Genomic DNA, 23800 nt, shown 5'->3' on the forward strand with positions numbered 1-23800 from the left:
GTGCGGCCCCGCACCTGTTCATCGAACAATCCCTGAGCCCCGTTGAAGGGGAGGAATCGTCGTGCCCAAGTCTACTCGCCGCAGCATGTTCGGCTCGACCAACAAGGGTCCGACCGTCACGGTCATCGAGGCCCCGATTGCCCGTTCCCAGCGTCGTAAGGCGATCATCGCGTTCTGGGTCACCTTGCTGACCGTCGGGCTGCTGACCGCTACGGTTGCCGGCCACTACATGCACCCGATCCTGGGTGGCCTGCTCGGCATCGTCTGCGGTGTCGTGCTCGGCGCGGTCCTGTTCGCGCTGATCATCGCCTGGCCGGTCCTGCGGATCGTCTGGCACTGGCTGCCGGAGATCCTGCTGAGCCTGGCCGTGGTCTACGGCTGGACGTGGCTGATGTCGGCCACCCCGCTGTGGCTCGCCCTGGTCCTCGTGACCGTCGGCGTCGGCGTCCCCGCCGCGTTGCCGAAGTTTCGGCACTGGGTGCTGGCGCCGCTGTGGTGCCTGGTCGTGCGTCACCGGCTGCGGATGTGTTTCGCCGCGTTTATCGCTACCAACCGTTCCGGCACGTTGCCGCTGATCCTGCTTGCCCGGCCGACCCCGGCCGGTGAACGCGTGTGGGTATGGCTGCGTCCCGGCCTGTCCATCCGTGACCTGGAACAGGACGGCCAAGTCCAGAAGCTGGCCGTCGCCTGCTGGGCCAACGAGGCCCGCGTAGCCCGTGCGTCACGTAAGTACGCCGCGCTGCTTCGGGTGGACATCACCCGCCGCGAACCCTTGGCCGCGACGATCGTCTCGCCGCTGCCGGATTACGTCCCCGACGATATGCCGGCCACCGCGCCGGTCTCTCCCGCGCCCGCCCCGAGCGGCGTGAACCTGGCCGACGTCACGGCCCCGCGCGGCAAGCGCGCCCCTGACACCAACAGCACCGAGTCCCGGACGCGTCGCGCCCGCAACCACCAACCACCGCCGCCGGACTTCGATCCGAGCGACTACGCCTGACCGCACTTGACACGTAGGTGTCAAAACCTTCCCCGTGTGCCCCGGCGTGACCCCGACCTTCTAGGTCACCAGCGCCACGCCGGATCACACCCTCCGCCTCCGATCGGAGCTTTCACCATGACGTTGTCTCCGGCCCCGCCGAGCGTTCCGGTCGGCACGGGCATGTCCATCTTCGACCCGGCTTTTCTCGGCATCGACGAGTTCGGCCACCCGGTCTACCTACCGCTGATCTACCGCAACGTGCTCATCGGCGGTGAACCCGGCGCCGGTAAATCCAGCCTGCTCAACACCATCGTCGGGCACGCCGCGCTCTGCGACGACGTGGACCTGATCCTCATCGACGGCAAACAGGTCGAGCTCGGCCTGTGGAAAGACTGCGCCGACGTGTTCGTCGGCCCGGACATCGACCACGCCATCTTCACCCTCGAACGGCTGCAGACCGTGATGGACAACCGGTGCACCTACCTGCTGTCCCAGCGCCGCCAGAAGGTCGAGAAGGGCGATGACATCAGACCGATCCTGCTCGCCATCGACGAACTGGCGTACTTCTCCGCCACCGTCGGCACCAAAATCCAGCAGGACTACTTCTCCGCGCTCAACCGGGACATCGCCTCACGCGGCCGCGCCGCCGTCATCATCGACGCGTCCGCAACCCAGCGGCCGAGCGCAGACATCATCCCGACCTCGCTACGGGCGTTGTTCGCCTGGCGCTGGGCCGGTCGCTGCGTTGATGAGGCGTCGTCCGACGTCGTGCTCGGACGTGGCTGGGCCGCACGCGGCTACTGCGCCAACACGATCGACCCGGACAACCGCGGTGAGGGCCTGCTCATCGCTGAGGGCGGCATCCCCCGCCGGACCAAGGGCGCCCACATGACCAACGCCGAAATCATCAGCGTCGCTGACTACGCCGCCTGGGTGCGGCGCACCACCCGGGACAGCAAACTCACCGCCGAATTGAGGGCCGTCGCATGACCAGCATCGCCGCGCTCATCCCGCGTATCCGCTTCCAGCGCTGCGGCCGTGTCGTCGCTATCCGCTGCGCGGCCTGCCAGACGTGGCGCAAGCCTCGCTACTTCGCCCGGAATTCCAACACCTGCCACCCGTGCTCGTACGGCGCGGCCCGCAGACGCATCACCGCCCGCGCCACCCGGCACGACTGACCTACGGCACTACCAGCACCACCCATAGGAACGGCCGACGAACCGGAACCAGCCCTAGGAAAGCGAATCCGGCCCGCCGGCCACCACCACCGCCCACGAAAGGACGTGGCGTCATGCACCGTACCCAAAACCCGACCGCTTCCGCCGCCGACACCGACGGACTCGATGCCGTCACCCCGGCCGATGTACTGCGCGGAGCCGCCCGCTACCTCGACCTTCGAGGCTGGGTCCAGCACGTCTACTACGGCGGCACCGCCGCCGACGCCTTCCCGCCCGCCGACGCCATCGGCGCCATCGGCATGGCCGCGCACGGTGTCGTCACCGACTGCCCCGAGATGAGCGGCCCCAACCTGGCTCAGTTAAACAAGGCCGCCGATCACCTGCGCTGGTACCTGCTCGACCAGGGCCACCTCGCTATCGGCCCGGACCGCTGGAACACGCCGACGGATATCGGCGCATGGAACGACCTCGACTGGCACACCGTCGACGACATCGCCACTGTCCTGCGCTCGGCTGCCGACGAGTACGACTTTCGGTACGCCACCCAGGATGACCTCGAAACCTACGCCGGGGCCTGCGCCTCGAACGAAGAGCACCCCACCCGTGAGGGCTTCCTCGCCTGGCTGCGTGCGCGATGACCGCGCCCACCCTCACCCGCCCGGCGCAGCTCTGCGACCGCTGCCACCACGCCTTCACCGCCGCACCCGACGACCTGGGCCTCGGCTACTCCCGCGAACCCGACACCGACCTGCCTAACACCCCGGTGCCGGACGGCATCGAACTCATCGCCCTGACCGGACGCACCCTGCGAGGCACCCGATGACCGTCACCGAGATCACCGATGTGACACGTACGTGTCAACCCACCTCCGGTTTCAGTACCGCTGGCCTACTCACGGCCCTTGAAAAGGCGTGGGCGACGATCCGCCTCCATCACCCTGAGGTCCCGGAAGCCGTCATCGTGGTTGGCTCCGGTTCGCCCGCCAAGGGCAGCCAGTCGATGAAGTGGGGCCACTTCGCCTCGCTGCGCTGGCAGTCCGGTGACACCCAGCTGCCGGAAGTCCTCGTCTCCGGCGAGGGCCTGTCCCGCACCCCGGCCGAGGTCTTCACGACATTGCTCCATGAGGCCACCCACGGTCTTGCCGAAGCACGTGGCATCCAGGACACCTCTCGCCAAGGACGGTGGCACAACAAGAAATTCGCCACCCTCGCCGCTGAACTCGGACTGTCCGCTCGCAAGGACGACAAGCTCGGCTACTCACCCTGCTCCCTCACCGACCAAGCAGCCATCGACTACGTCGGCGCTATCTCCCGACTTGGTGACGCGCTTTACGCCTACCGGCACCCCGAACCGACCGGCGAGGGGAAGCAGCGCACGAACAACAACAACGGCGTATCCGCCGAGTGCGAGTGCCCTCGCAAGATTCGGCTCTCCGCAACGGTTTTCGAGCTCGGCCCGATCGTCTGCGCGGTCTGCGAAGCGGCGTTCGTGCCCGAGGACATCGACCGCGACACCTACGACTTTCCGTCGTTCGGCCAGCCGTGCTCTCACGGCGACGACCAGGCCGACACCGTGCCGGCCGATGAATCGGAGGACCCGATGGTGTTCTACGACCCCACCGGCGCCAAGTTCGGCATCCCCACCTACCCGTTCAAGTTCGCCCCGGATGGCTACGCCACCCGCCGCCAACTCACGGCGCGGAACCTGCGTCCTGGTGGTCAATCCGTTGCCGCACAAGTGATGTGGCGTCGCGGCAAGCGCGTCGCCTACCTCTACCGCATCGACCTCGCGCTACCCAAGCGCACCGCGACCGCCGCACAACTCGCCGCCCTCGACAAGGCCAATCGCGCCAAGCGCGTCTGCCCGGCCTGCCACCAACTCAAGCCCTACATCATTCCGCGCCGTACTGGCGCCTGCCTCGACTGCAACCCCGGAGGTCCCTCATGACCGCCGCTGTCACCGACTGCCGTTACTGCATCGACGGTCACATGCCTGCCGGACGCGACGAGTCCCTCGGCGAACTGTTCGAACGCTGCCCCGAATGCGCCATCCCGTGCGCTGACTGCGACGGCCTGGCCGTCTACCCCGCCAATTACAACAGCCTGCTGGAACTGGTCACCGACCTGCTCATCCAGCGCCTCGGCCCGGTGTTCTGCCCCGGCTGCCTCGGCGTGATCGCTGTCATCCCGCTCGGCCCGACAGGAGCCTGCTCATGACCACCACCGCCGCGACCTTCGCCGCGATCGCCGTCACCCTGCACGCCGCCCACCAACTCGGCGACCACATCTTGCAGACCGACACCAACGCCAACCACAAAGCCGCACCCGGCCGCACCGGCTGGACCCACCTGACCATCCACGTCGGCACTTACCACGCCGCCGCCCTGGTGATGCTCACCGCCACCGCAACCCTGCTGAACCTGCCGATCACCGCGACCGGCCTCGCCGCCGGTATCGGCTTCTCCGCCGTCACCCACGCCTTCCTCGACCGCCGCTGGCCCGTGCGCTGGCTGCTCGAACACACCGGCTCGGCTGCCTTCGCCGACCGGCAAACACCCATCTGCGGCCTCTACCTGGCCGACCAATCCCTCCACCACGCCTGCCTATGGGCCAGCGCCCTACTCATCGCCTGCTTCTGACAAGGAGAACCACCATGACCACCGCATTCGAGTACTTCGTCTCCTTCAACGCCGTCCGCCCCGACGGCCCCACCTTCGGCAACTTCACTCTCACCCTCCCCGCTCCCATCACCTCGATCGACCACATCCGTGGCCTCGAACGCGTCTTGCGCAAGGACGGCCACGACCACGCCATCGTGCTCGGCTACCACCTGCTGCGCACCATCGAGGCGCACTCATGACCACTACACCCGTGCCCGGCACGGACACCCAATCCAAGCCCGCCCGCGCCGACCGTCTCCAAGACGGCGTGCTCCTGCTCATCGTCCTGCTCGTCGGCGTCATGGCCGGAGCAGCCTCCTTCACCCACGTCCACGACTGGACCCTCGCCCACAGCCCCGCCGCCACCCCGGACTGGTTCGGCTGGGCCAACTCCGTCATCAGCGAACTCATCCCGATGGCCGCTCTCATCGAGATCGGCCGCCGTCGCCGCCGCAGCACCACCGCGTCGGTGCGTTACCCGATGAGCCTGCTCGTGGCCGCAGTCGGCGTCTCGCTGACCGCGCAGCTCGCCGTCGCTGAGAAGTCCCCGTTCGGCTGGATGGTCTCCGCGCTGCCCGCGCTGGCCTTCTTCGCCCTGTCCAAGCTCGTCTTCACCGCCACCGCAACACCCCGGCCCACCCACAACCCGGTCACGGCCTTAACGCCGGCCACCTCGCCCGCCCCGTCTGTCGACACCACGCGCGCAGAGGTCCGCCCGGCCGCCGCACCCAAGAAGACCAGGGCCACCACACCCGCCAAGAAAACCGCACCGGCGAAGAAGACACCCGCACGGACACCGGCCAAGAAGACCACCGCACCCGCAACCGTGGACACCACCCCGGCCGCACCCGCGACCACCCCAGCCCCGGCACCAGCTGCGTCTGTCGATCAGCGGTTCCCGGAACCTCTGCTGTCCAACGCACGCGCCATCGTCACCTCGCACCGCGACGAACACGGCGAAGACATCAACCCCAACCAGCTCGCAGTCCGACTCCGCGTACCCACCCCGACCGCTACCGACATTCTCACCCGACTCCGCGATAACCCACCGCAGCCGGACAACACCCGGCCGCACAACGGCAACCGCGTCGCCGCCACTGCGTGACTTCGACGCTGCCTCTCGTGCCCACAACTCCTGTTGTGGGCCCGGGGGACGCCGCCGAAACCCCTCGACGGCCGCACCTCACTGAAAGGAACCACCCATGACCACCACCGCACCCACCCCGCCGAACGACGACCAGACCGGCCCGACCGTCACGGACGACTACCGGAAGATCCTGGCCGCCAACCTCGACGACCCGGCCGCCTACTGGGCTCTGCTGGCCTCTCTCATGAGCCTCTACCTCGGCATGATCGCCCATCAGCACCGCCGCTGCGTCGGCTGCCGCACCTGTGACCTGCTCACGGAGGTCACCGACCTGGCCCGCGCGCACAACAGCCTGCAGACGTTCAACGAGGTCCTCGAAATCGACGAGCCTTACTCGCTGCTCTCGCACATCACCCCCGACCGGACCCCGACCACCAACACCGGAGCCACCGCCTGATGAGTAGCTCGACGCTGCCTCTCACACCCACAACGTCTGTTGTGGGTGCGGGGGAGAACGCCGAGACCTGGCCGTGGGCCACCCCCACCGCCACGGCTGCCAATCACCCGGATGCCCGGCTCGGGTTCGACCCGGGCGAGGTCATCACCGCCCGCCGCCGTGCCCGCACCGGCGATTACTTCGAATGGCTCGACCACGTCAAGGGCGCCGCCGCCTGCAAGCACCCGATCCGGCTCACCGGCCAGATCGACGTGAAGAACCCCGACGGCTCGCTGATGCACTCCATCGACACCGACACCATGCCCGACGGCGCCATCTACACCCCCTGCGGCAACCGCCGCGCCTCCGTCTGCCCGTCCTGCGCCGAGGTCTACCGCCGCGACACCTACCACCTCATCGCCGCCGGACTCCGCGGTGACCGCTGGGGACTGCCGCCGCTCGGGCAGCACCTGGCCGTGTTCCTCACCGCCACCGCCCCCTCCTTCGGCACCGTGCACCACCGGGTGGTGAAAACCCACGCGACGGACTGCCGTGCCAAGGACACCTGCACGTGCCGGCCGAACGTGTGCCACCCGTTCGGCAAGCCCTGCGAGCACGGCCAGCCCACCCGCTGCACCACCCGGCACAAGGCCACCGACCCGGCTCTCGGGCAGCCGCTGTGCCTGGACTGCTACGACCACACCGCCCAGGTCGTCTGGAACCACGAAGCCCCCGAGCTGTGGCGGCGCACCATCCAGGAAGCCGACCGTGAACTCGCCCGCCTCGGCAAGCGTCTCGGCGTGGAGCTGCGCCGCCGCTACGTCAAGGTCTACGAGTTTCAGGCACGTGGGGTCATCCACTACCACGCCGGTATCCGCCTCGACGGCTACCACCCTGACTGCCCGTCGGCCATCGTCACACCGGATCAGGTCGTCACCCGGGCCATGTTCGCCACCGTCCTGGAAACAGCGTTCCGCAAGACGGCCTACACCACCGCCGGCCACCCAGCCAACGGCGGCAACGGCTGGCGCATCGCCTGGGGACAGCAGGGCCTGGACCTCAAGCACATCAACGCCCCCGGCGGTGACGAGAACCTGGCCAAGCTCACCGGCTACCTGGCCAAGTACGTCACCAAAAGCACCGAAGCCACCGGGCAGGTGTTCCGCCGCATCGATGAGATGACCATCGAGCTGCACGCCACCCCCGACACCCACCTCGGGCGGCTCATCCGAGCCTGCTGGGACCTCGGCCTCACCGAACGATGGCACCGGCTGCGCCGCTACGCCCACCAGTTCGGCTACGGCGGGCACATCACCACCAAGAGCCGCGCCTTCTCCGTCACCTACGGCTTCCTGCGGATGCAACGCACCATCTGGCGGCGCACCCAAGGCTTCCCCCAGCTCTGGGACGACCAACAAGCCGACCTCGTCGTCTGCCGCCTCGGCTACCACGCCACCGGCTGGATCACCACCGGCGACGCCCTGCTCGCCAACTCCGCCGCCGACGCCGCCCGCCGACACGCCGACGCCGCCCGCGACTACGCCGACGACGATGACCGCGCCAGCTCGCTGGTGCTTCCCACTGCTGCGTGACACGTACGTGTCAAACCTGTTCAAGCCAGGAAGGGACTTCAATGGACAAGCTGCTGACCGTGGAAGAAGCGGCAGCCATACTCGGCACCACCGAGCGTTTCCCGCGCCGTCTCATCGCTGAGCGACGTATTCCGTTCGTCAAGCTCGGCACCCACGTCCGCATCCAGGAAAGTGTCCTGGCCGCCTACATCGAGGAATCAACGGTGCAGCCGCCCTCGTTGCGGTGGCGTGACGGCAAGGTGGTGGCCTGATGGCTGCTGCCAAACGTCGCTTCGGCCGTGTCCGCAAGCTGGCCTCCGGCCGCTACCAGGCCCGGTATCGGGGACCGGACGGCCTGGACCATCCCGCGCCGGCCACCTTCGCCAGCAAGCGGGACGCCGACCGGTTCCTCTCGCTGGTAGAGGCGGACATCACTAACGGCAAGTGGTACTCGCCCTCGGCGGGACGCACCACCGTCGGTGAGTGGACTGAGCTGTGGTTCGCGGCGGTGGAAGCAGGGTGGAAGCCGAAGACCCGGCACACCTACCGGGACGTGCTCGACCGCCTGGTCCTGCCGCACCTCGGCCCGGTGCAACTCGCCAACCTGCGACCCATTCAGGTGAGCAAGTGGGTCGGGACGCTGGCTGAGGGGCGCAGCCCTTCCCAGGTGCGGCAGGCGTACCGGCTGCTGTCTCAGCTCATGGCCTCGGCCGTGGACAACGACATGATCCCGGCCTCGCCGTGTCGCGGGATCAGGCTGCCCCGGTTGCCGGAGGGAAACCCGCACATTCTGTCGATCGCTGAAGTCACCCGGCTGGCTGATGCCTGCGAGCTGGGCGATCGGGTGCTGGTACTGCTGCTGGCCTACGGCGGCCTGCGCATCGGTGAGGCGTTGCCGTTGCGGCGTCGCCACCTGGACATCGCCGGTAAGCGGGTGCTGGTCGTCGATGCGGTCACCGAACTGCCGGGCGGGCCGGTCATCGCCACCCCGAAGGACCATCAGCGGCGGGAACTGCTCGTGCCGGCCTTCGTGGTCAGGCTGCTCAGCCAGCATCTGGCCACTCTGCCGGAGGATCCGGATACGTTTGCGTTCCCCGGCCGTCAGCGGCATACCAAGCATCGGCAGCAGAGCTATCACGGCTTCCGTCGGCGCTTCGGGATCGCCCTGGCCGCCGCCGGGCTGACCGATGTGACTCCGCACGACCTGAGGGCGACGCATGCCACCTGGGTGGCCGACTCGCACGGGGTGATGGTCGCCGCTCGCCGGTTGGGGCACGCTAACGCCAGTGTCACTACCAGGCACTACGCCCGGCCGATGGACGACCGTGACGCCCAGGTCGCCAAGCACCTCGACCAGCTCGGCGGCGGCCAGCCAACGGGCACGCAACGGGCACGAAAGCCCCGAAAGAAGGACTCATGATCGGTGATCAAGGGTCTGACCTGGTGCCCCCGGTAGGAATCGAACCTACGACACACGGTTTAGGAATGGGAGAGCGACGCACACGCCATACGGCCTCTGATCTGCTGCGAGTCAGATCCGGTCTGATCGGCAACGCAAGATCATTGCATGCACTCTGCCTTCGTTGCCCCGCATAGCTCAGCGGTGCCTCGTCGATCCCCGCCGAAGGACCTGCCGGGCCACGGCAGAACAGCCAGGCGATCGAACTCTCGCTCGTAAGCTCTCGGCAGCTCGTCCGCCCACACTTGTTCGAGTGCGTGGCCCCGGACGGGTGTTCGTCACTGCATCGTCCTGGCGGTCGCCGTCTTGACCGGCTGCCGTCAGCGTTATCGACATACCCTGTTCGTCAGCCGAGCCACTAACGCACGGCGAACGCAGCTCGCTGCCGCTGGTCACGTGCGAGGTACCTGAGCACAGCGTCGAACCCGTCTGAGATCCTTTCCACGTGACTGTTGAGCCGGACGAAGGACAACTCGCAATCGCGGTCGAGACCGAGGCTGGGGTCTTCGTGCGACGTATCCGACCGGCCGCCGTACTGCCGCCAACTGTCGACCCCGGCACGGCTGCGGAAGGCGCAACCCGCACAGCCGCTGCCGTATGGGGTCTACCCGATTTCGTCTTTCAATCGGCGGTCCGATCGACTGGTTCTGGTGTGCGCGAACTGGGCGACAGCATCATTATCGCCGGGCAGTTCGCCGCCGTCGTGCAGGTCAAGGCGCGCGCTGCGCTGAGCGCCGACCTTGGCAAAGAGCGAGGATGGCTCGACAAGCGCATCGACAAAGCCGCCCGCCAGGCGGCCGGGACGATCAAGGCCTTCGCAACCCGGCCTGACGCGGCCCTAATAAACGAGCGGGGCACGACGGTCGAGGTGAACGCGCGCGATAAGGCCTGGGTACCCGTAGTCGTATTGGATCACCCAGGTGTACACGGCTACACGCCGACAGTTCAAGCCGTCGTCCTACTCCGCCGCGACTGGGAGTTCCTTTTCGAGCAACTCAAGTCCACTCACGCAGTCCTGGGCTACCTACACCGAGTGCACCTACACGAACCCATCCCATTGGGTGACGAACCCCTGCGCTACTACCGGCTCGCAGCCGACGACGCCGTCGCCGAGCCATCTTCGATTGACGCCGGCCGGCTTAGCGCCAGGGTCCACCAGATGTCCACACCCTTGCTGCCCCAAGCGCCAGCGGGCCACGACGATCGCCGGCACCACTTGGTCCTCCGGACCATCCTGGAAGAGGTCGCTAAGAGCCCCCTCCCAGAGAAGGCAACGGCCGCTGACATCATCGATGTCCTCGCAGCTGTCGATACCACACCAGTCGGATACCGCAGCGAACTCGGTCGCGACATCATCAAGTGGCTGCACGATGTCGCCCAGGTCGACCAAACCGGGGTGAAGTGGCAGTTCCGTATTGTGAGCGGCACGGACCGCGTCAACCTGATCTTCGCAGCTGCCAGTCGTTACGACGAGACGGTACGCACCCACTTCAGGTGGTACATCAGCCTTCGTCATCAGCAACTGAGCGAAGCGCTGCCCATTCAGGCTGAGGCTCTCACCGTAGGAGTCTTGCTGACACCTCGGCACGACGGGCTTCGACCTTGGGATACAACAATGGTCGCCACCAAAGGTGAGCAGGGACTTGACGTCTCAATCCGGCAGCAGTTGGAAGCGCTTTGGGGCGAGCCAGGTACGAACCACCCGACAGCGAGCCCAGACACCCGGGGGAACCCTCGCTTCTAAGTCCTGGGCGGCTCGTCCAGCGCTGTTCGCTTGTTCGCTGCGGCCTGACTCCGGTTGACCTCGTCCGTGTCGGTTGCTGTCAGCGTTGCTGCCACGAACGCGCCAGTCAGGCCGTGCCTGAACCCGCCGAGTCGCACCCAAGCCCCGAATTAGAGGCACTTTGCGGTGCTCTGCGTGGTTAACTCGCTAGCTGGCATCCGTAGACTTCGAGGCTGGACGAGCGGGACCACACTGAATGCTCCAGGTTACTGCGCTACCACACGGAGCGAATATGCCGCCACGCGTCCGCACTACCCTTGGCCTTGCCCTAACGGCCTTAGCAACCATTGGTTGCGCGTTATTATCCCCACTAGTCTTGGCAGTCGCCGGTAGCTGGTGGCAGACCGACTGGGTCAAGCTGGCTAACATTGGCCAGGCTTACGGAGCGGCCTCAGCAGTATTCAGCGCCCTGGCGGTTGTTGGAGTTGCCGGCAGTATCGTTTACCAGGCTCGCCAGTTGCGCCTCGCACGCATGCAATCGCTCCGTGCAGCGCACCGTGATCTCATCAAACAGATAATCGAGGAGCCGGAAGTCTTCGCGCCAGCGGTCGGATATGATTCACTCAATCGCACCGGGATCGACGTTCGACAACATCTTTTTATTACCAGCTATATGGGTCACCTTGTATCCTCACTTGACACCGGCTTCGTATCGGAGCAATCGCTTCGCTCAGAGGTTCTTCGATACATGTTTCAAAGCCCTCAGGTGCACAGATGGTGGGAGGTCGCTGCGCCCGACTGGGCCAATGCTGGACATGAAATAGATCGCCGCTTCGGTAAGATTCTCAAAGCCGCTCATGAGGATGCAAAGCTGAATGGATACCCCCGACTCGAAAGCCCGATAGATATGGCAGTAACTCGTCTCGACGAAGGAGAGAAAGGAAGGGAGGGCAGAAGTCGCGGCCTGGCGATTGTAGCTATTACGGCCGGTGTCGCTGGCGCATTGGTTGGTTGGTTTGCAAGACGCTGAGCCACGCGCACGTAAAGACTCACTTGGCGATACACCTTGGCCCCCGGGCAATTTATGATCTTGAATGAGCGCGGTCATCCTGCCACCGACGTGCACATTTCAGTCCGCAGGCGTCCGTGAGTGTCGACGATGATCACTGACGGTTGTCGCTCAGTTAGTCACCCAGTTCGCGGAGCGGACTCTCTGCTGCATCCCAACCCATCACTGTGAACTGCGGGAGCGGGTGTTGCATTCATCTTCGATCAAATCTCTATTAAGCTTCGGAATGGGTGACGCAGAAACCAATGAAACAATAGGTTGTCACGATGAAAACCGGAATGCTTCCTGCGACGAGCCAACCACCGGCAACAATCGGCCCACCTGCCTCATGGATGACCCAGCCCACAATGGCCGGAATCCCCACCGGGATTACAATCAAGGTGGATGCGAAGGCAGCTAGGATGAGCGGCCACAGCCAATCGACACTGTCGTCCACTCGCCTGAATATGGCGTCACCCGTGTCTGTCAATCCTAGAAACAGTCCCAGGATTAATAGAGCAAGCACATAAGCTAGGAAGGCCGTCACCCACCCAGGTACGTGGGCGCGAGTTGACTCTTCAATAATCCACGCAACCAGACGCGCGAGACCTAACGGCAAGGCACACAGAACGGCCGCGCCTAGCAATAGTCGCATTCCGGCCGAAAGAGCTTCATCTCGCACAGAAGGGTGCTCGCTGGAATGTTGGCCTGAAGCCGCATTTGCTCGTCTCGCCTGAACGATAGAAGCAGCGAAAGCCAGAACAGCTATCCCGCCGCTGACAACGGAAGCGATCTTGTCAGCATTGTCAAGAAACCCGGCCACGCTGCCCTCCGTCGAGCTTCGGCCTGCCCATCACATCGGTCGTTGCGACGCTCCAATGTATCCTTTGATCCGCGCGGCCAGCATCGGTTCTGCCACGATCGGAGGCTTGCTCAGCCATCCCGTCGCCCTCGACCCGCCCGTCGTGGGAGCGGGGCTCCGCCGGCGCCCGCCGCGTCAAGACGGCCTTGACACTAGGCACCCAGGCCGGTGGGCGCCGGCGGGGGTCTGCTCGGCTTGCCCGGGGCGAGGGTGACAGGGTGCGCGGCCATCCCGGAGCCGGAGCGCCCCCGCCGGAGGCGCAGTAACCGCAACCACGCTCTCAACCCGACCCACGCGCCACGGCCCGGCGCGGCAGCTCGGCCGCGTCGCCCTGGCCGTGCCGGTCGGCTGCCGGCCGAAATTCAACTCGTCCCACACCGCTATCTCTGTCGTCGCTGCGGCCCGACTCCGCTCCTGGCACGCCAGCCGACGGGCTGCCTGCGTGTCCGGGCCAAGCGACAGCGGCGGCCCAGGGCACGCGCCCAGGCGGCGGCGTGAGCGGCCCGTTTCGGGCCGCCTTGAAGACGTACAGAAAGTTTGAACCACATCCGGCAGCCGACCGGCGTCACCGAGATTTTCCCCAGGGTGAGGGACGCAGGACACGTCCTAAGACGTCCCGATGGCGGTAGTGCTGGACCAGCCGTTCGTGCAAGCCTTGAGCGGTGAGTGAACTTGTAGATAGGGCAGCGACCCTCGCTGAGTCCTACCTTGCCGATGCGCTTCCGCAGCGCTGGCAACATGTGCAAGCGGTTGCGGCAAAGGCAGCTGGCCTCTCCCGTTTGATGTCCAGCTCTGACGCAGAGGTCCTGACGGCAGCCGCGTGGCTGCACGACATCGGGTACGCACCGCAGGTGGTCGATACAGGGCTGCACGCTCTAGACGGCGCTCGTCAGTTGCTACGGGATGGCATCCCTTCGCGGGTTGCCGCCTTGGTAGCGCATCACTCGTGTGCGCTCTTCGAGGCGTCTGAGCGTGGCCTGTCCGCGCACCTGGCCCGCGAGTTCAAGAATGAGCAGTCAGAGGTGACCGATGCGCTCTGGTACGCCGACATGACCACAGGACCTGATGGCCAAGACCTGGACGTAGAAGCCAGGCTCAGCGAGGTCCGTGACCGGTACGGCCCTGATCACTTGGTGACTCGCTTCTGGGCTCAAGCTGAGCCGACACTGGTTGCAGCAGTTCGGCGAGCAGAGGAACGGATTGCCGCTCAGCCGATGTAGGGCTTGGCACGGTGCTCGAAGCCGTGATCGATCCGGAGTCGCATCGACGGGTGGATGGGCAACGCATCCAACTCGTCAGCTGCTACCCACCGCACCTCCGAGGACTCATCACTGGTCTTGGGCTCCCCGCTGACGTACGTAGCTCGGAAGCAGATCGAGAACTGTTGACGCACCTCGCCGTCGCTGTACTCCACCACGTGGTGAGGATTCGTGTAGATCCCGACCACGTCGTCGACGCTGACCGTTACGCCGGCCTCTTCAACCGTCTCTCGTACGGCAGTCTCAGCGACGTATTCGCCGAAGTCTTGCGCTCCTCCGGGCAGTGCCCACAGCCCGTTGTCAGTGCGCCTGATCAGGAGCACCCGGCCGCTGGCGTCCTGGACGAACACGGTTGCGGCGACGACGATGCTGTTCGCCTTTGGCGCTGCTGGGTCGTTGAAGTGCTCGATACGTGCCATGCCCTCAGCCTGTCACGGCCATACGTACTTCGACTTGGAGATCACCCGCTGGAAGCTGTTGGCGTAGCCGTCGAACAGATCGCCACCGCTGAGCCTACGAAGGTGGAGAACCGGCGCATACGCTGCTGGGATGCCGTAGAGGTGCGTGTTGACCAGCATCTCGTCGTCGAACCGATAGATCGAGTTGTACAAGATCGTCTGATGGAAGTAGACCGACGCGTTGTCGTTCCCTCGAAGATCCTGGTAGAACGCCAGCGTGTTGCGGATCTTGCCTGCCATCGTGTCGCCGATGCCCTCGTCTTCACCACGCTGAGCGACTGCCGCGCACTCGGGGTCGCCTAGAGCGATCTCGACGATGGCCCCAGCATCGGCCTTCTCAACGAGCGTCGGCACGAACTTCGGGTTCTGCTCAGGAAGGAACAGTCCCGCGTAGGCGAGGATGCCGATCTGGTTGTTCGCCTGTTCGAGCAGCTGCGCCCACAGGTCGTGCGGGACCGTGCTGCGGCGAGGGTAAATGTGCAGAATCTCCGACTCAGCAACACGTGTAGCCCTCTGCGGTGACAGTGCGTCCGGCCACAGGTAAGACTCACTTTGCCGCACAGCAGCCGCGATGGAGTGGCGATGCTTCGGATATGGCGTCCTGTCCTGCGTTATCCAGCGCTCCACAGTCTTGGGATCGACGCCGATCTGATCAGCGACGGCCGCGGGCGTCAGGCCGTTACGCAAGATGGCATCACGCAGGCGCTCATTCGGCACAGGGACCTCCGGACTTCTAGGGACGTCTTTAATCTACTCAGGACGTCCCCAGTAGTCCAGCACGATGGTGAAGTCGTCTCCCCTCATCGAGAGAAGCTCATGTCACGCAAGCGAGCAGTCGTCCACAGGGGACGCGCTCTTGACAGGAGGAAGCTCTGATGAAGCTCTACGTGGACACGACCGGCAAGCAGGTCACGGTGTCGAAGCCCACCGAGACGAAGAACGACCAGAACGGCAACCAGCGTTCCGAGAAGGGAACGGGCCGACTGATGTGGTCGACCCAGGTCATCGTGCTCGACGAGACCGGCGGTGAGGTCATCGCCATCACTACGGCTGGTGAGAAGCCGAACGTGACGGTGGGACAGCTCGTCGCTGTCGAGCAGCTTGAGGCCATTCCGTGGGCGACCAACGGTCGTAACGGCGTCGCGTTCCGCGCGGTGTCGCTGAAGCCGCTCTCTGGTACCTCGTCCAAGTAGGTACTCCGCAACATCCGTACTGCCTCGCCACAGTGTCCGTGGCATTCATCCACCGAGCGGCCTATCGCCGCTGACAACTCGATCTGATTGACGGTCCGGTAGCAGCTCTGGCTCCTATGTTCCCGGCCCGGCGACCACCGACAGGTGGCCGCAAAGTTCTGAAGTGTGGCGCGGGGTCGGTACTGGCTCCTACACCTGCCGGCCTCGCCGCCTTCCAACCCATCAACCCTTCTATGAAAGGGACGGTTGACCGTGTCCACTTCAGCTGTGGTGTTCGCCATTTCGATGGGGACCCTGATTGCCGCGCATCAGTTCGCGGATCACATCATCCAGACCGACACCGACGCCAACAGCAAGGCCGATCCCGGATGGGACGGCTGGCGTCACCTGCTCGCCCACGTCGGTACCTACCATCTGACCGCCCTGGTGATGCTCCTCGTCACTGCGGCGGTTCTTGACGTTCCGGTCCCGGTCACCGGCGTCACCGCGGGTCTCGGGTTCTCCGCGGTCACCCACGCGATTCTGGATCGGCGCTGGCCGGTCCGCTGGATCCTCGAACACACCGGGTCCGCCGCGTTCGCGGAACTCAAGACGCCGCTGTGCGGCATGTACCTCGCCGATCAGGCTCTGCACTACGGCTGCCTGTGGATCGCAGCCCTGCTCATCGCCTGTCTGTAGGGAAAACGACGCGGGGTCGGTACTGGCTCCTACACCTGCCGACCCCACGTCTTCCAACCCATCCACCCCCGAAAGGGAGGACGTGTCATGTCCAAATCTACTCCCCGACGCGGTTTCGGGAAACGCTCCGGAACGGTGACGGTCATTGAGGCCAAGGTCCACCGTTCGGCTGAACGCGACGCGCGGATGGCGTTCATCATCACCGCGATCGTCGTCTGGCTGATCGGGATGACGGTGGCCTCGGACCACATGCACCCGATTCTGGCGTTCATGCTCGGCGCGGTCATCGGCCTGGTCACCGGTGGCATCGTCTGGACGCTCGTACGGATCTGGCCGGTCATCCGGCTCATCTGGTGGTGGGCACTGGAGATCACCACCGCTGTGCTGCTCACCTACGGCTGGATGCAGCTGGCCAACCACACCCCGGCGCCGGTCACCCTCGCTGTTCTGGCCCTGGTCGTCGGCGTTCCCGCCGCCCTGCCCCAGATCCGCCGGCGCATCGTCGCGGTCGTCTGGTGCGTCGTCGTGCGGCACCGGCTGCGGGTCTGTTTCTCGCAGTTCATCGTGGCGAACCAGTCCGGTTCCCTGCCGCTGATCCTGTGGGCACGCCCGACCCCGGTCGGGGAACGCGTCTGGGTCTACCTACGCCCTGGCCTGTCTCAGGCCGACCTTGTCGGCCGCCTCGACAAGATCGCCGTCACCTGCCACGCCTCCTCGGCGCTCATCGAGCGCGCTTCTGAGGGCAACGCCGCCTACCTGCGGTTCGACATCAAACGCCGCGAGGTCCTGAACCGTCAGGTCAACTCGCACCTGCCCAGCCTGGTCGACCCCGACATCACGGTGATGCCGCGTCAGCCCCAGACGGTCCCGACCGCCCTGGACCTGCCCGACGTCCCCGCCGAGTCCAAGGCGACCACCGCCGCGAAGACGGCCCCGTCACCCAACGGCAGGAAGCCTGCTGCTTCCTCTGCCGCAGACGCCGACTCCGGCGACGACATCAACGACTGGATCTGAGGAGCCGTCATGAGCATCGACCTTTCCGCCTTCGACCTGGTCGAGCACCGGAACTGCCTGACGGCCCGGGACGTCGCCCTGCACAGCGACCTGTACGTCCTGACCTACCTGTGCGGCAACCGCGAACTCGTCGCGCACCTGCTCGACGTCGCCGCCGACCTCATGATCAGTTCGCAGACGCTGATCCTTCTGTACCTCACCGACGGCTACGACCCTGACCACAGCACCCAGTCCGGGCTGACTGAGGCGGAACGCCACCAGGTCATGACCGTGGCCTCGACGTGTGTCTACAACGCGGTCCTGTTCGTACAGGAAGCCCAGCGTCGCAAGGTCCGCCGCGCCAATGCCGGTTGGGACCCCATCACCGCACCACAAACCGCTTAACCCCGATCGGTACAGGGCGCCCTTTCACGGACGCCCTGTACCCCAAGCGCGCCTTGGAGGCGACCACCATGACCACCATCGCCCGCGACCTGCTCGGCACCGACCGGGTGCCTGTCGGGCCTGGCATGTCGATGTTCGACCCCATGTTCATCGGGATCGACGAATTCGGCGAACACGTCGCCCTCGACGTCGTCTACCACAACCTGCTCGTCGCCGGGGAACCCGGCGGAGGCAAGTCCGGCCTCGTCAACGTCGCCGCCGCCACCGGCGCCCTGAGCGACAACACCCGCCTGGTGTGCTTCGACGCCAAACTCGTCGAACTCGGTCCCTGGCGCGATATCTCCGATGCGTTCATCGGCCCCGACCTCGATGAGGCCATCTCCGTGCTGCGACGTCTGCTGACCGTCGCCATCAACCGCTACCAGTGGCTGCTGGCCCACCGCCGCCGCAAGGTCAGCCGCTACGACGGCCTGTCGACCATCCTCACCATCATCGACGAACTCGCGATGTTCTCCACCGTGCTCGGTACCGAAGCCCAGCAGAAGGAGTTCTCCACTCTGCTCCGCGGTCTCGTCTCCCTCGGCCGGGCCTGCGCCATGCCTGTCACCGCCGCATCACAGCGGACCAGCTGGGACATCATCCCCGCCTCGCTGCGCGACCTGTTCGGCTACCGGTGCGCGTTCCGCTGCACCACCACCGGCAGCTCCGACGTCATCCTCGGCTCCGGCTGGGCCGAGCTCGGCTACACCGCCTCCGACATCAACCCCGAAAACCGGGGCGCCGCCTACCTGCTCGCCGAAGGCGGCACACCCAAGCGCATCAAAGCCGCGTACCTGTCCGACGACGACATCTACAGCATCGCCGACTACGCCGACTGGATGCGCCGACCCTCCGGCCTCACCGTCCCGGCCACCGGTCACAGCGCCGACTGGCAGATGGCCGCCTGACCAGCACCACCGATAAGAGAGCCGACAGAACCCCACCAGCCGCCAAGCACAGCGGGTTCTGCCGGCCACCACCAACAGCCCCTCAACGAGAGGACGTGGCTGCCGTGAAGGCTACCCACAACCAGCCCACCACCACCGTCATCGACCCGCGGATCACCCCGGCCGACCTGCTACGCGGTGCCGCCCTCTACCTCCAGCACTACGGCTGGACCCAGGGCGAACTCTTCGACTACCTCACCGCAGCGGCGTTCCCGCCCGCCTGCGCCATCGGCGCCCTCAATGTCGCCGCCTACGGCCGTTGCGTGCTCACCGCCGACGACGACACCGACGAGTCCGACGCCTGGGGCGTCCTGACCGCCCTGCGGATCTTCGCCGCATCCATCGAACCCGACTACGACCCGTTCCAGACCAGCGCTATCGACGTCATCGGCGGCTGGAACGACGAGAAGGACCGGACCATCGACGAGGTCGTCCAGGCGCTCACCGAAGCCGCCGACGACTGGGACACCGCCCACCCCACCGGTGGTGCGCGGTGAGCCTGACCGACGTCAACCACACCTTGACTATCCAGCCGTCCGGCAACAGCCGGCCTCCGCGCCCCCGCCGCCGCGACGTCGTCGAGAACGACGAATACGCCGCGTTCACCCGCCGCATTATCCGCGCCTACGCCCGACGTGTCGCCACCGGCGACGTCGAAGCCCTCACAGACATGGTCTCGCTGTCCGCTCTGCTTGACGACGCCATCGGCGAAGCCGTCATCGGACTACGCGCCCACGGCTACTCCTGGGCTGAAATCGGCTCACGGCTCGGCATCAGCCGCCAAGCCGCCCAACAGCGGTGGGGAGGCGACGACCGATGACTACCTCGGCACTGACCAATCCGTTCCTCGACGCACTCGGAGCCCGCACCGGCATCCGTATCGAGTTCTACGACCCCACCGGAAGCCACTACGGCTTCCCCACCTTCCCCTACCGATACGCACCCGACGGCCTGGCCACCCGACGCCAGCTCCGCGCCGAAGGACTGCGCCCCAACGGCAACGACCCCGTAGCGCAAATCCTGTGGCGGCACCGCAAGCAGGTCCGCGTCGCGCACCTCTACCGCCGCGACCTCGCCGCCCCCAAACGGCACGCCACCCCGGCCCAACTCGCCGTCATCGAACGGATGCTGCTCGCCCGCCGGACCTGCCAGCACTGCGGCACCACACAGCCCTACTACATCCCCCGCTCGACCGGCGCATGCCTCGACTGCGAACCCGGAGGACCCCGATGACTATCCAGCCGAACGAGCCTGCCCAAACGCCGTGCCCGTGCGGCGATTACTACTGCTCCGACTACATGCCGAAAAACCAGGACCGCTCGCAGTGCTGCATGTACTGCGGCTACTACGACTGCGACGTCTGCGGCTGGATCGACCCCGCCCGCATCACGCCCAACACCGAAGAGGTGCCGTCGTGAGCCTCTACGACCGCCACGACACCCAGACCGCACCCCACTGCCTGTGGTGTATCGACGGCATGACTCCCGCCGGAATCCACCCCGACCTCGGTCCCGTCCTGCGGCTGTGTCCCACCCAGAAGTGGTGCGACGAATGCGGCGACACCTCGGTCTTCCCGGCCGAGTTCGAAACCCTCGACGACCGCATCAACGAAATGCTCGACGACGGCCTCGCTGCCGTCTGGTGCTCGCACTGCAACGGCATCACCGCCGTCCTGCCCGTCACCAACGACGGAGGCATCCGATGACCACACCTGTGCGCCACGACCAGGAAACCGCTGCCACCTGCACCTGGTGCATCGACGGCTTCACCCCGATGGGTGTTCACCCCGACCTCGGACCTGTCTTCCGCATGTGTCCCACCGATGACTGGTGCGAGGTCTGCGGCGACTACGGCCTGTTTCCGGCCGACTTCATGCCCCTCGACGAGCGCATCAACGCGATGCTCTCGCTCGGCCTCGCCGCCGTCTGGTGCCCGAATTGCCTCGGCATCACCAGCGTCATCCCGCTGACCAACAACGGAGGCATCCGATGACCGCCGTCAAAGCCCGGACGGAGAAGGTCGAGGGCCTGGTCCTCGTCGCCATTCTCCTGCTCATCGCCGTCGCGGCCGGTGCCGCATCGTTCACCCACGTCCACGACTGGACGATGGACAACACCCCGACCGGCACCCCCGGCTGGTTCGGCTGGGCCAACGCCGTCATCTCCGAACTCGTGCCCGTTGCCGCCCTGCTCACCATCCGGCGACGCCGTCGCAGCAACGGCCCGATCGGCTACCCCCTCGCCCTACTCATCGCCGCCGCCGGGCTCTCCCTGGCCGCCCAACTCGCGGTCGCCAAACCTGGCCCGTCCGGATGGCTGCTCTCCGCAGTGCCGGCCCTGGCGTTCATGGCCCTGGTCAAACTCGTCCTGGCCCCTACCCACGCACCAACGCCGCCTGCCGTCACCACGGACACAGCGGCCACCGTCACCGACGAAACGCCGGCCGCTCCGGCGCCGGTCGTGATCGACGCCGCACCCTTGCCGGAACCTCCCGCTCACCTGGTATCGGTCGCCCGGTTCTCCGTCGTTCAGCACGAGCAGACAACCGGCCAGCCCATCACCGTCGACGAGCTCGCCGCTCGGATGAGCGTCACCCCGGCCATCGCCGGACAACTGCTCGCCACGGTCAAGCCCAGCCATCACAGCCCGATCAACGGCAACACGCCCGTCCTCGGCGGTGCCCGATGACCTTCGTCCACGTCGACGTCCTCCACCGCACCCACACCTGCCCGGCCGACCCGGAACCCCACCCGTACGACACCTGGCGCCGCATCGTCGCCGTCGTCGACGGAGGCCCCTGCCGCAAACCGGTCACCATCCGGTCCGGCGACACCACCGCCACCATCGCGTGTGGCCGTCACGGACCCGCCGCACGGCAGTGCCCGGCCTGCCGGGTCACCGTCATCGAGAGCACGGTCACCGCGACCTTCACCGGCCACCACGGCCTGCAGCACCCGACCACCGGCGGGACTGCTGCCTGATGAGTTCGACGCTGGACCTCGCATCCCGGGAGCAGTCCGCCCGGGGTGCGGGATCGAACACCGAAACCATCACCCCCGCCTGGACGCAGCCCGACCCGTCCTACACCGCCGCTGGACAAGCCCTCGCCCGTGCCGCACGACCGGACTACTTCGCTTGGCTCGAACACGTCAAAGCCGCTGCCGGGTGCACCCGCCCGATCCGCCTGTCCGGCTCCCTGTCCACGGTCGAGGCCACGACCGGGAGGCTTCTGAACGACCGGCACACCGACGCGTTGCCCGACGCCGCCATCTACAAAGCCTGCGGGAACCGCCGCGCCACCGTCTGCCCGTCCTGTGCACAGACCTACCAGCGCGACGCCTACCAGCTGCTGCGCTCTGGACTCGTCGGCGGCAAAGGCGTGCCCGCCACCGTGGCGACGCATCCGGCCGTGTTCGTCACTCTCACCGCGCCCTCGTTCGGCACCGTCCACAACCGCATTGTCCGCAAGCACACCTGCGCCGACCGGCGTCGCTGCGACTGCCGGGCCGAACCCTGCCACGCTCGCCGTGACACCGGCATCTGCATGCACGGACAGCCGGCGGTTTGCTGGTCCCGCCACGAAACCGGCGACTCGCTCCTTGGGCAACCGCTGTGCCTGGACTGCTACGACCACGTTCACCAGGCCGTGTTCAACCTGTTCGCCCCCGAACTGTGGCACCGCACCAAACAGGCCGCCGAACGCGCCTTGAAGAAGCTGTGCCGTCGCCGGGGCATCCCGTTCCATCCCGTCGTGTCAGCCAACGGAAAGGTCGCCTACAAGGCCCCGATCCGCCTCTCGCCCGGCAAGGTCGCCGAAATGCAACGCCGCGGTGCCGTGCACTTCCACGCCATCGCCCGCCTCGACGGCGTCAACCCCGACGACCCGGCCGACATCATCGCGCCACCGGCCGGGATCGGCATCGACGACCTCATTGCCGCCTTCGCCCAGGCCGCGACGGACATCGCCTTCACCACTCCTGCCCACCCCGATCAGCCCGAGGGCTGGCACATCGGCTGGGGCGAACAGGTCGACATCCGGCCCATCACCATGACCGGCAACGATGAGGTCACCGACGCCATGGTCGCCGGATACCTTGCCAAGTACGCCACGAAGAGCACCGAGGCCACCGGGCACACCTCCGGCCGCATCACCGCCGACACCGTCGACGACTTCGCGGACCCGGCCGGAGACCACATCGCCCGCCTCATCGACGCGTGCTGGCACACGGGCCGACCCACTCATACACCGGCGCCGCTGTCCGGCCGCCCTCAACCGGAGCGTCCTGAGCCAGGCGACCGGCTCGCCCCGTTCGACACGCCTTGGACGTGTCAGGACTGCGGCACCCGTACCCGCTACGCCGCTTGCCCCGTCTGCGTCGCGGAACGTCAAGCCAGCCTTGACACCGAACCGGCCAACACGAGCAATGCCCACCCGTATGCCCGGCTGCGCCGGTGGGCGCACATGCTCGGTTTCGGCGGTCACTTCCTCACCAAGGCCCGCCGGTACTCCACCACCTTCGGTGAACTTCGCTCCGCGCGTATCGCGTACCGCCGTCACGAGCCGCAGGCGTTGGCAGACGCTCACCCTCACGCGGCCACGTCGGCCGAGCATCTTGAGCCGGAGACAACGCTGCTCATCGGCACCCTCACCTTCGCCGGAGTCGGCTGGCACACCCACGGCGACGCCCTGCTCGCCAACACCGCCGCCGCACTGGCCCGCGCCCGACAACAAGCCGGACACGAAGAGATCTCCCACGAACTCGGAAGCTCCATCACCGGCGCTCAGCCGGTCGCCGCATGACTCAGATCGGAGAAAGGTATTTGACG

At 66.3% G+C, this 23800-nt stretch carries 34 protein-coding genes; 31 read left to right on the top strand and 3 right to left on the bottom strand.

All coding sequences use genetic code 11. The annotated features are described in order from the left end of the window. Positions 1–61 precede the first annotated feature (61 nt). The 16 genes from ACWEOZ_RS15355 (at position 62) to ACWEOZ_RS15430 (ending at position 12122) form a co-directional block, all read left to right on the top strand. Positions 62–997, top strand: coding sequence for a hypothetical protein (locus tag ACWEOZ_RS15355; RefSeq protein ID WP_451911313.1), 936 nt, complete (start codon positions 62–64; stop codon positions 995–997). 117 nt (positions 998–1114) lie between these two features. Continuing rightward, entirely contained in the window at positions 1115–1969 is an 855-nt protein-coding gene (locus ACWEOZ_RS15360) for an FtsK/SpoIIIE domain-containing protein (protein WP_451911314.1), read from the top strand. After that, the gene (locus ACWEOZ_RS15365; RefSeq protein ID WP_451911315.1) at positions 1966–2157 is read left to right on the top strand and encodes a hypothetical protein; all 192 of its coding nucleotides are present in this window, start codon (positions 1966–1968) and stop codon (positions 2155–2157) included. Before ACWEOZ_RS15360 ends, ACWEOZ_RS15365 begins: the two co-directional genes overlap by 4 nt. Positions 2158–2270: 113 nt before the next feature. Continuing rightward, positions 2271–2795: a DUF6197 family protein gene (locus ACWEOZ_RS15370; protein WP_451911316.1), complete on the top strand. Its 525-nt coding sequence runs from the start codon at positions 2271–2273 to the stop codon at positions 2793–2795. Then, the gene (locus tag ACWEOZ_RS15375) at positions 2792–2980 is read left to right on the top strand and encodes a hypothetical protein (protein ID WP_451911317.1); all 189 of its coding nucleotides are present in this window, start codon (positions 2792–2794) and stop codon (positions 2978–2980) included. The genes ACWEOZ_RS15370 and ACWEOZ_RS15375 overlap by 4 nt, the downstream gene beginning before the upstream one ends. Positions 2981–3756: 776 nt before the next feature. Then, complete coding sequence (locus ACWEOZ_RS15380; protein WP_451911471.1) at positions 3757–4104, top strand: RRQRL motif-containing zinc-binding protein; 348 nt, start codon at positions 3757–3759, stop codon at positions 4102–4104. Next, positions 4101–4373 carry a hypothetical protein gene (locus ACWEOZ_RS15385; protein WP_451911318.1) on the top strand — a complete coding sequence of 91 codons (273 nt, stop codon included), beginning with the start codon at positions 4101–4103 and terminating at the stop codon, positions 4371–4373. The genes ACWEOZ_RS15380 and ACWEOZ_RS15385 overlap by 4 nt, the downstream gene beginning before the upstream one ends. Then, positions 4370–4795, top strand: a complete 426-nt coding sequence (locus ACWEOZ_RS15390; protein WP_451911319.1) for a DUF3307 domain-containing protein — start codon at positions 4370–4372, stop codon at positions 4793–4795. The genes ACWEOZ_RS15385 and ACWEOZ_RS15390 overlap by 4 nt, the downstream gene beginning before the upstream one ends. Positions 4796–4809: 14 nt before the next feature. After that, positions 4810–5016 carry a hypothetical protein gene (locus tag ACWEOZ_RS15395; RefSeq protein WP_451911320.1) on the top strand — a complete coding sequence of 69 codons (207 nt, stop codon included), beginning with the start codon at positions 4810–4812 and terminating at the stop codon, positions 5014–5016. Further along, entirely contained in the window at positions 5013–5921 is a 909-nt protein-coding gene (locus tag ACWEOZ_RS15400) for a DUF2637 domain-containing protein (protein WP_451911321.1), read from the top strand. The genes ACWEOZ_RS15395 and ACWEOZ_RS15400 overlap by 4 nt, the downstream gene beginning before the upstream one ends. Positions 5922–6018: 97 nt before the next feature. Beyond that, a complete protein-coding gene (locus ACWEOZ_RS15405) occupies positions 6019–6360 on the top strand; it encodes a hypothetical protein (RefSeq protein ID WP_451911322.1) in 342 nt (113 codons plus the stop codon). Positions 6361–6401: 41 nt separating this feature from the next. Then, positions 6402–7931, top strand: coding sequence for a replication initiator (locus ACWEOZ_RS15410; protein WP_451911323.1), 1530 nt, complete (start codon positions 6402–6404; stop codon positions 7929–7931). A 41-nt stretch (positions 7932–7972) separates the two neighbouring features. Then, a complete protein-coding gene (locus ACWEOZ_RS15415; RefSeq protein ID WP_451911324.1) occupies positions 7973–8182 on the top strand; it encodes an excisionase family DNA-binding protein in 210 nt (69 codons plus the stop codon). Continuing rightward, a complete protein-coding gene (locus ACWEOZ_RS15420) occupies positions 8182–9330 on the top strand; it encodes a tyrosine-type recombinase/integrase (protein ID WP_451911325.1) in 1149 nt (382 codons plus the stop codon). Before ACWEOZ_RS15415 ends, ACWEOZ_RS15420 begins: the two co-directional genes overlap by 1 nt. Before the next feature lie 484 nt (positions 9331–9814). Further along, complete coding sequence (locus ACWEOZ_RS15425) at positions 9815–11113, top strand: hypothetical protein (RefSeq protein WP_451911326.1); 1299 nt, start codon at positions 9815–9817, stop codon at positions 11111–11113. Between the two features lie 355 nt (positions 11114–11468). Then, positions 11469–12122 (top strand): DUF6082 family protein, encoded by a 654-nt coding sequence (locus tag ACWEOZ_RS15430; RefSeq protein WP_451911327.1) that lies wholly within the window; start codon positions 11469–11471, stop codon positions 12120–12122. A 253-nt stretch (positions 12123–12375) separates the two neighbouring features. Here the strand turns inward: ACWEOZ_RS15430 and ACWEOZ_RS15435 are convergent, their stop codons facing one another. Continuing rightward, on the bottom strand, positions 12376–12963 hold the full coding sequence (locus ACWEOZ_RS15435; RefSeq protein ID WP_451911328.1) for a hypothetical protein: 588 nt from the start codon (positions 12961–12963) through the stop codon (positions 12376–12378). Between the two features lie 701 nt (positions 12964–13664). Here ACWEOZ_RS15435 and ACWEOZ_RS15440 point away from each other — a divergent pair. Beyond that, entirely contained in the window at positions 13665–14222 is a 558-nt protein-coding gene (locus tag ACWEOZ_RS15440; protein ID WP_451911329.1) for an HD domain-containing protein, read from the top strand. On the opposite strand, the gene ACWEOZ_RS15445 is transcribed toward ACWEOZ_RS15440, so the two are convergent. Together ACWEOZ_RS15445 and ACWEOZ_RS15450 are read right to left on the bottom strand one after the other, a co-directional pair. After that, positions 14210–14680: an NUDIX hydrolase gene (locus ACWEOZ_RS15445; RefSeq protein ID WP_451911330.1), complete on the bottom strand. Its 471-nt coding sequence runs from the start codon at positions 14678–14680 to the stop codon at positions 14210–14212. The two genes, ACWEOZ_RS15440 and ACWEOZ_RS15445, sit on opposite strands and share 13 nt — an antisense overlap. 12 nt (positions 14681–14692) lie before the next feature. Next, positions 14693–15436 (bottom strand): helix-turn-helix domain-containing protein, encoded by a 744-nt coding sequence (locus tag ACWEOZ_RS15450; RefSeq protein WP_451911331.1) that lies wholly within the window; start codon positions 15434–15436, stop codon positions 14693–14695. Between the two features lie 158 nt (positions 15437–15594). On the opposite strand from ACWEOZ_RS15450, the gene ACWEOZ_RS15455 reads away from it, so the two are divergent. The 14 genes from ACWEOZ_RS15455 (at position 15595) to ACWEOZ_RS15520 (ending at position 23774) form a co-directional block, all read left to right on the top strand. Then, the gene (locus ACWEOZ_RS15455) at positions 15595–15912 is read left to right on the top strand and encodes a hypothetical protein (RefSeq protein ID WP_433724610.1); all 318 of its coding nucleotides are present in this window, start codon (positions 15595–15597) and stop codon (positions 15910–15912) included. Between the two features lie 252 nt (positions 15913–16164). After that, complete coding sequence (locus ACWEOZ_RS15460) at positions 16165–16590, top strand: DUF3307 domain-containing protein (protein ID WP_451911332.1); 426 nt, start codon at positions 16165–16167, stop codon at positions 16588–16590. 87 nt (positions 16591–16677) lie between these two features. Further along, positions 16678–17604 (top strand): hypothetical protein, encoded by a 927-nt coding sequence (locus tag ACWEOZ_RS15465; RefSeq protein ID WP_451911333.1) that lies wholly within the window; start codon positions 16678–16680, stop codon positions 17602–17604. A gap of 9 nt (positions 17605–17613) precedes the next feature. Next, positions 17614–17988 (top strand): hypothetical protein, encoded by a 375-nt coding sequence (locus ACWEOZ_RS15470; protein ID WP_451911334.1) that lies wholly within the window; start codon positions 17614–17616, stop codon positions 17986–17988. Positions 17989–18056: 68 nt separating this feature from the next. Then, a complete protein-coding gene (locus ACWEOZ_RS15475; protein WP_451911335.1) occupies positions 18057–18935 on the top strand; it encodes an FtsK/SpoIIIE domain-containing protein in 879 nt (292 codons plus the stop codon). 95 nt (positions 18936–19030) lie between these two features. Further along, positions 19031–19471 carry a DUF6197 family protein gene (locus ACWEOZ_RS15480; RefSeq protein ID WP_451911336.1) on the top strand — a complete coding sequence of 147 codons (441 nt, stop codon included), beginning with the start codon at positions 19031–19033 and terminating at the stop codon, positions 19469–19471. A 2-nt stretch (positions 19472–19473) separates the two neighbouring features. Then, positions 19474–19794, top strand: coding sequence for a hypothetical protein (locus ACWEOZ_RS15485; protein WP_451911472.1), 321 nt, complete (start codon positions 19474–19476; stop codon positions 19792–19794). Then, entirely contained in the window at positions 19791–20207 is a 417-nt protein-coding gene (locus ACWEOZ_RS15490) for an RRQRL motif-containing zinc-binding protein (RefSeq protein ID WP_451911337.1), read from the top strand. The genes ACWEOZ_RS15485 and ACWEOZ_RS15490 overlap by 4 nt, the downstream gene beginning before the upstream one ends. Next, a complete protein-coding gene (locus ACWEOZ_RS15495; RefSeq protein WP_451911338.1) occupies positions 20204–20392 on the top strand; it encodes a hypothetical protein in 189 nt (62 codons plus the stop codon). Before ACWEOZ_RS15490 ends, ACWEOZ_RS15495 begins: the two co-directional genes overlap by 4 nt. Next, positions 20389–20679, top strand: a complete 291-nt coding sequence (locus ACWEOZ_RS15500; protein ID WP_451911339.1) for a hypothetical protein — start codon at positions 20389–20391, stop codon at positions 20677–20679. Before ACWEOZ_RS15495 ends, ACWEOZ_RS15500 begins: the two co-directional genes overlap by 4 nt. Next, entirely contained in the window at positions 20676–20966 is a 291-nt protein-coding gene (locus ACWEOZ_RS15505; RefSeq protein WP_451911340.1) for a hypothetical protein, read from the top strand. The genes ACWEOZ_RS15500 and ACWEOZ_RS15505 overlap by 4 nt, the downstream gene beginning before the upstream one ends. Further along, a complete protein-coding gene (locus ACWEOZ_RS15510) occupies positions 20963–21661 on the top strand; it encodes a hypothetical protein (protein WP_451911341.1) in 699 nt (232 codons plus the stop codon). The genes ACWEOZ_RS15505 and ACWEOZ_RS15510 overlap by 4 nt, the downstream gene beginning before the upstream one ends. After that, entirely contained in the window at positions 21658–21954 is a 297-nt protein-coding gene (locus tag ACWEOZ_RS15515; protein ID WP_451911342.1) for a hypothetical protein, read from the top strand. Before ACWEOZ_RS15510 ends, ACWEOZ_RS15515 begins: the two co-directional genes overlap by 4 nt. Continuing rightward, the gene (locus ACWEOZ_RS15520; protein ID WP_451911343.1) at positions 21954–23774 is read left to right on the top strand and encodes a replication initiator; all 1821 of its coding nucleotides are present in this window, start codon (positions 21954–21956) and stop codon (positions 23772–23774) included. The genes ACWEOZ_RS15515 and ACWEOZ_RS15520 overlap by 1 nt, the downstream gene beginning before the upstream one ends. Positions 23775–23800 lie beyond the last annotated feature (26 nt).

It is taken from the genome of Actinoplanes sp. NPDC004185 (assembly GCF_053603475.1).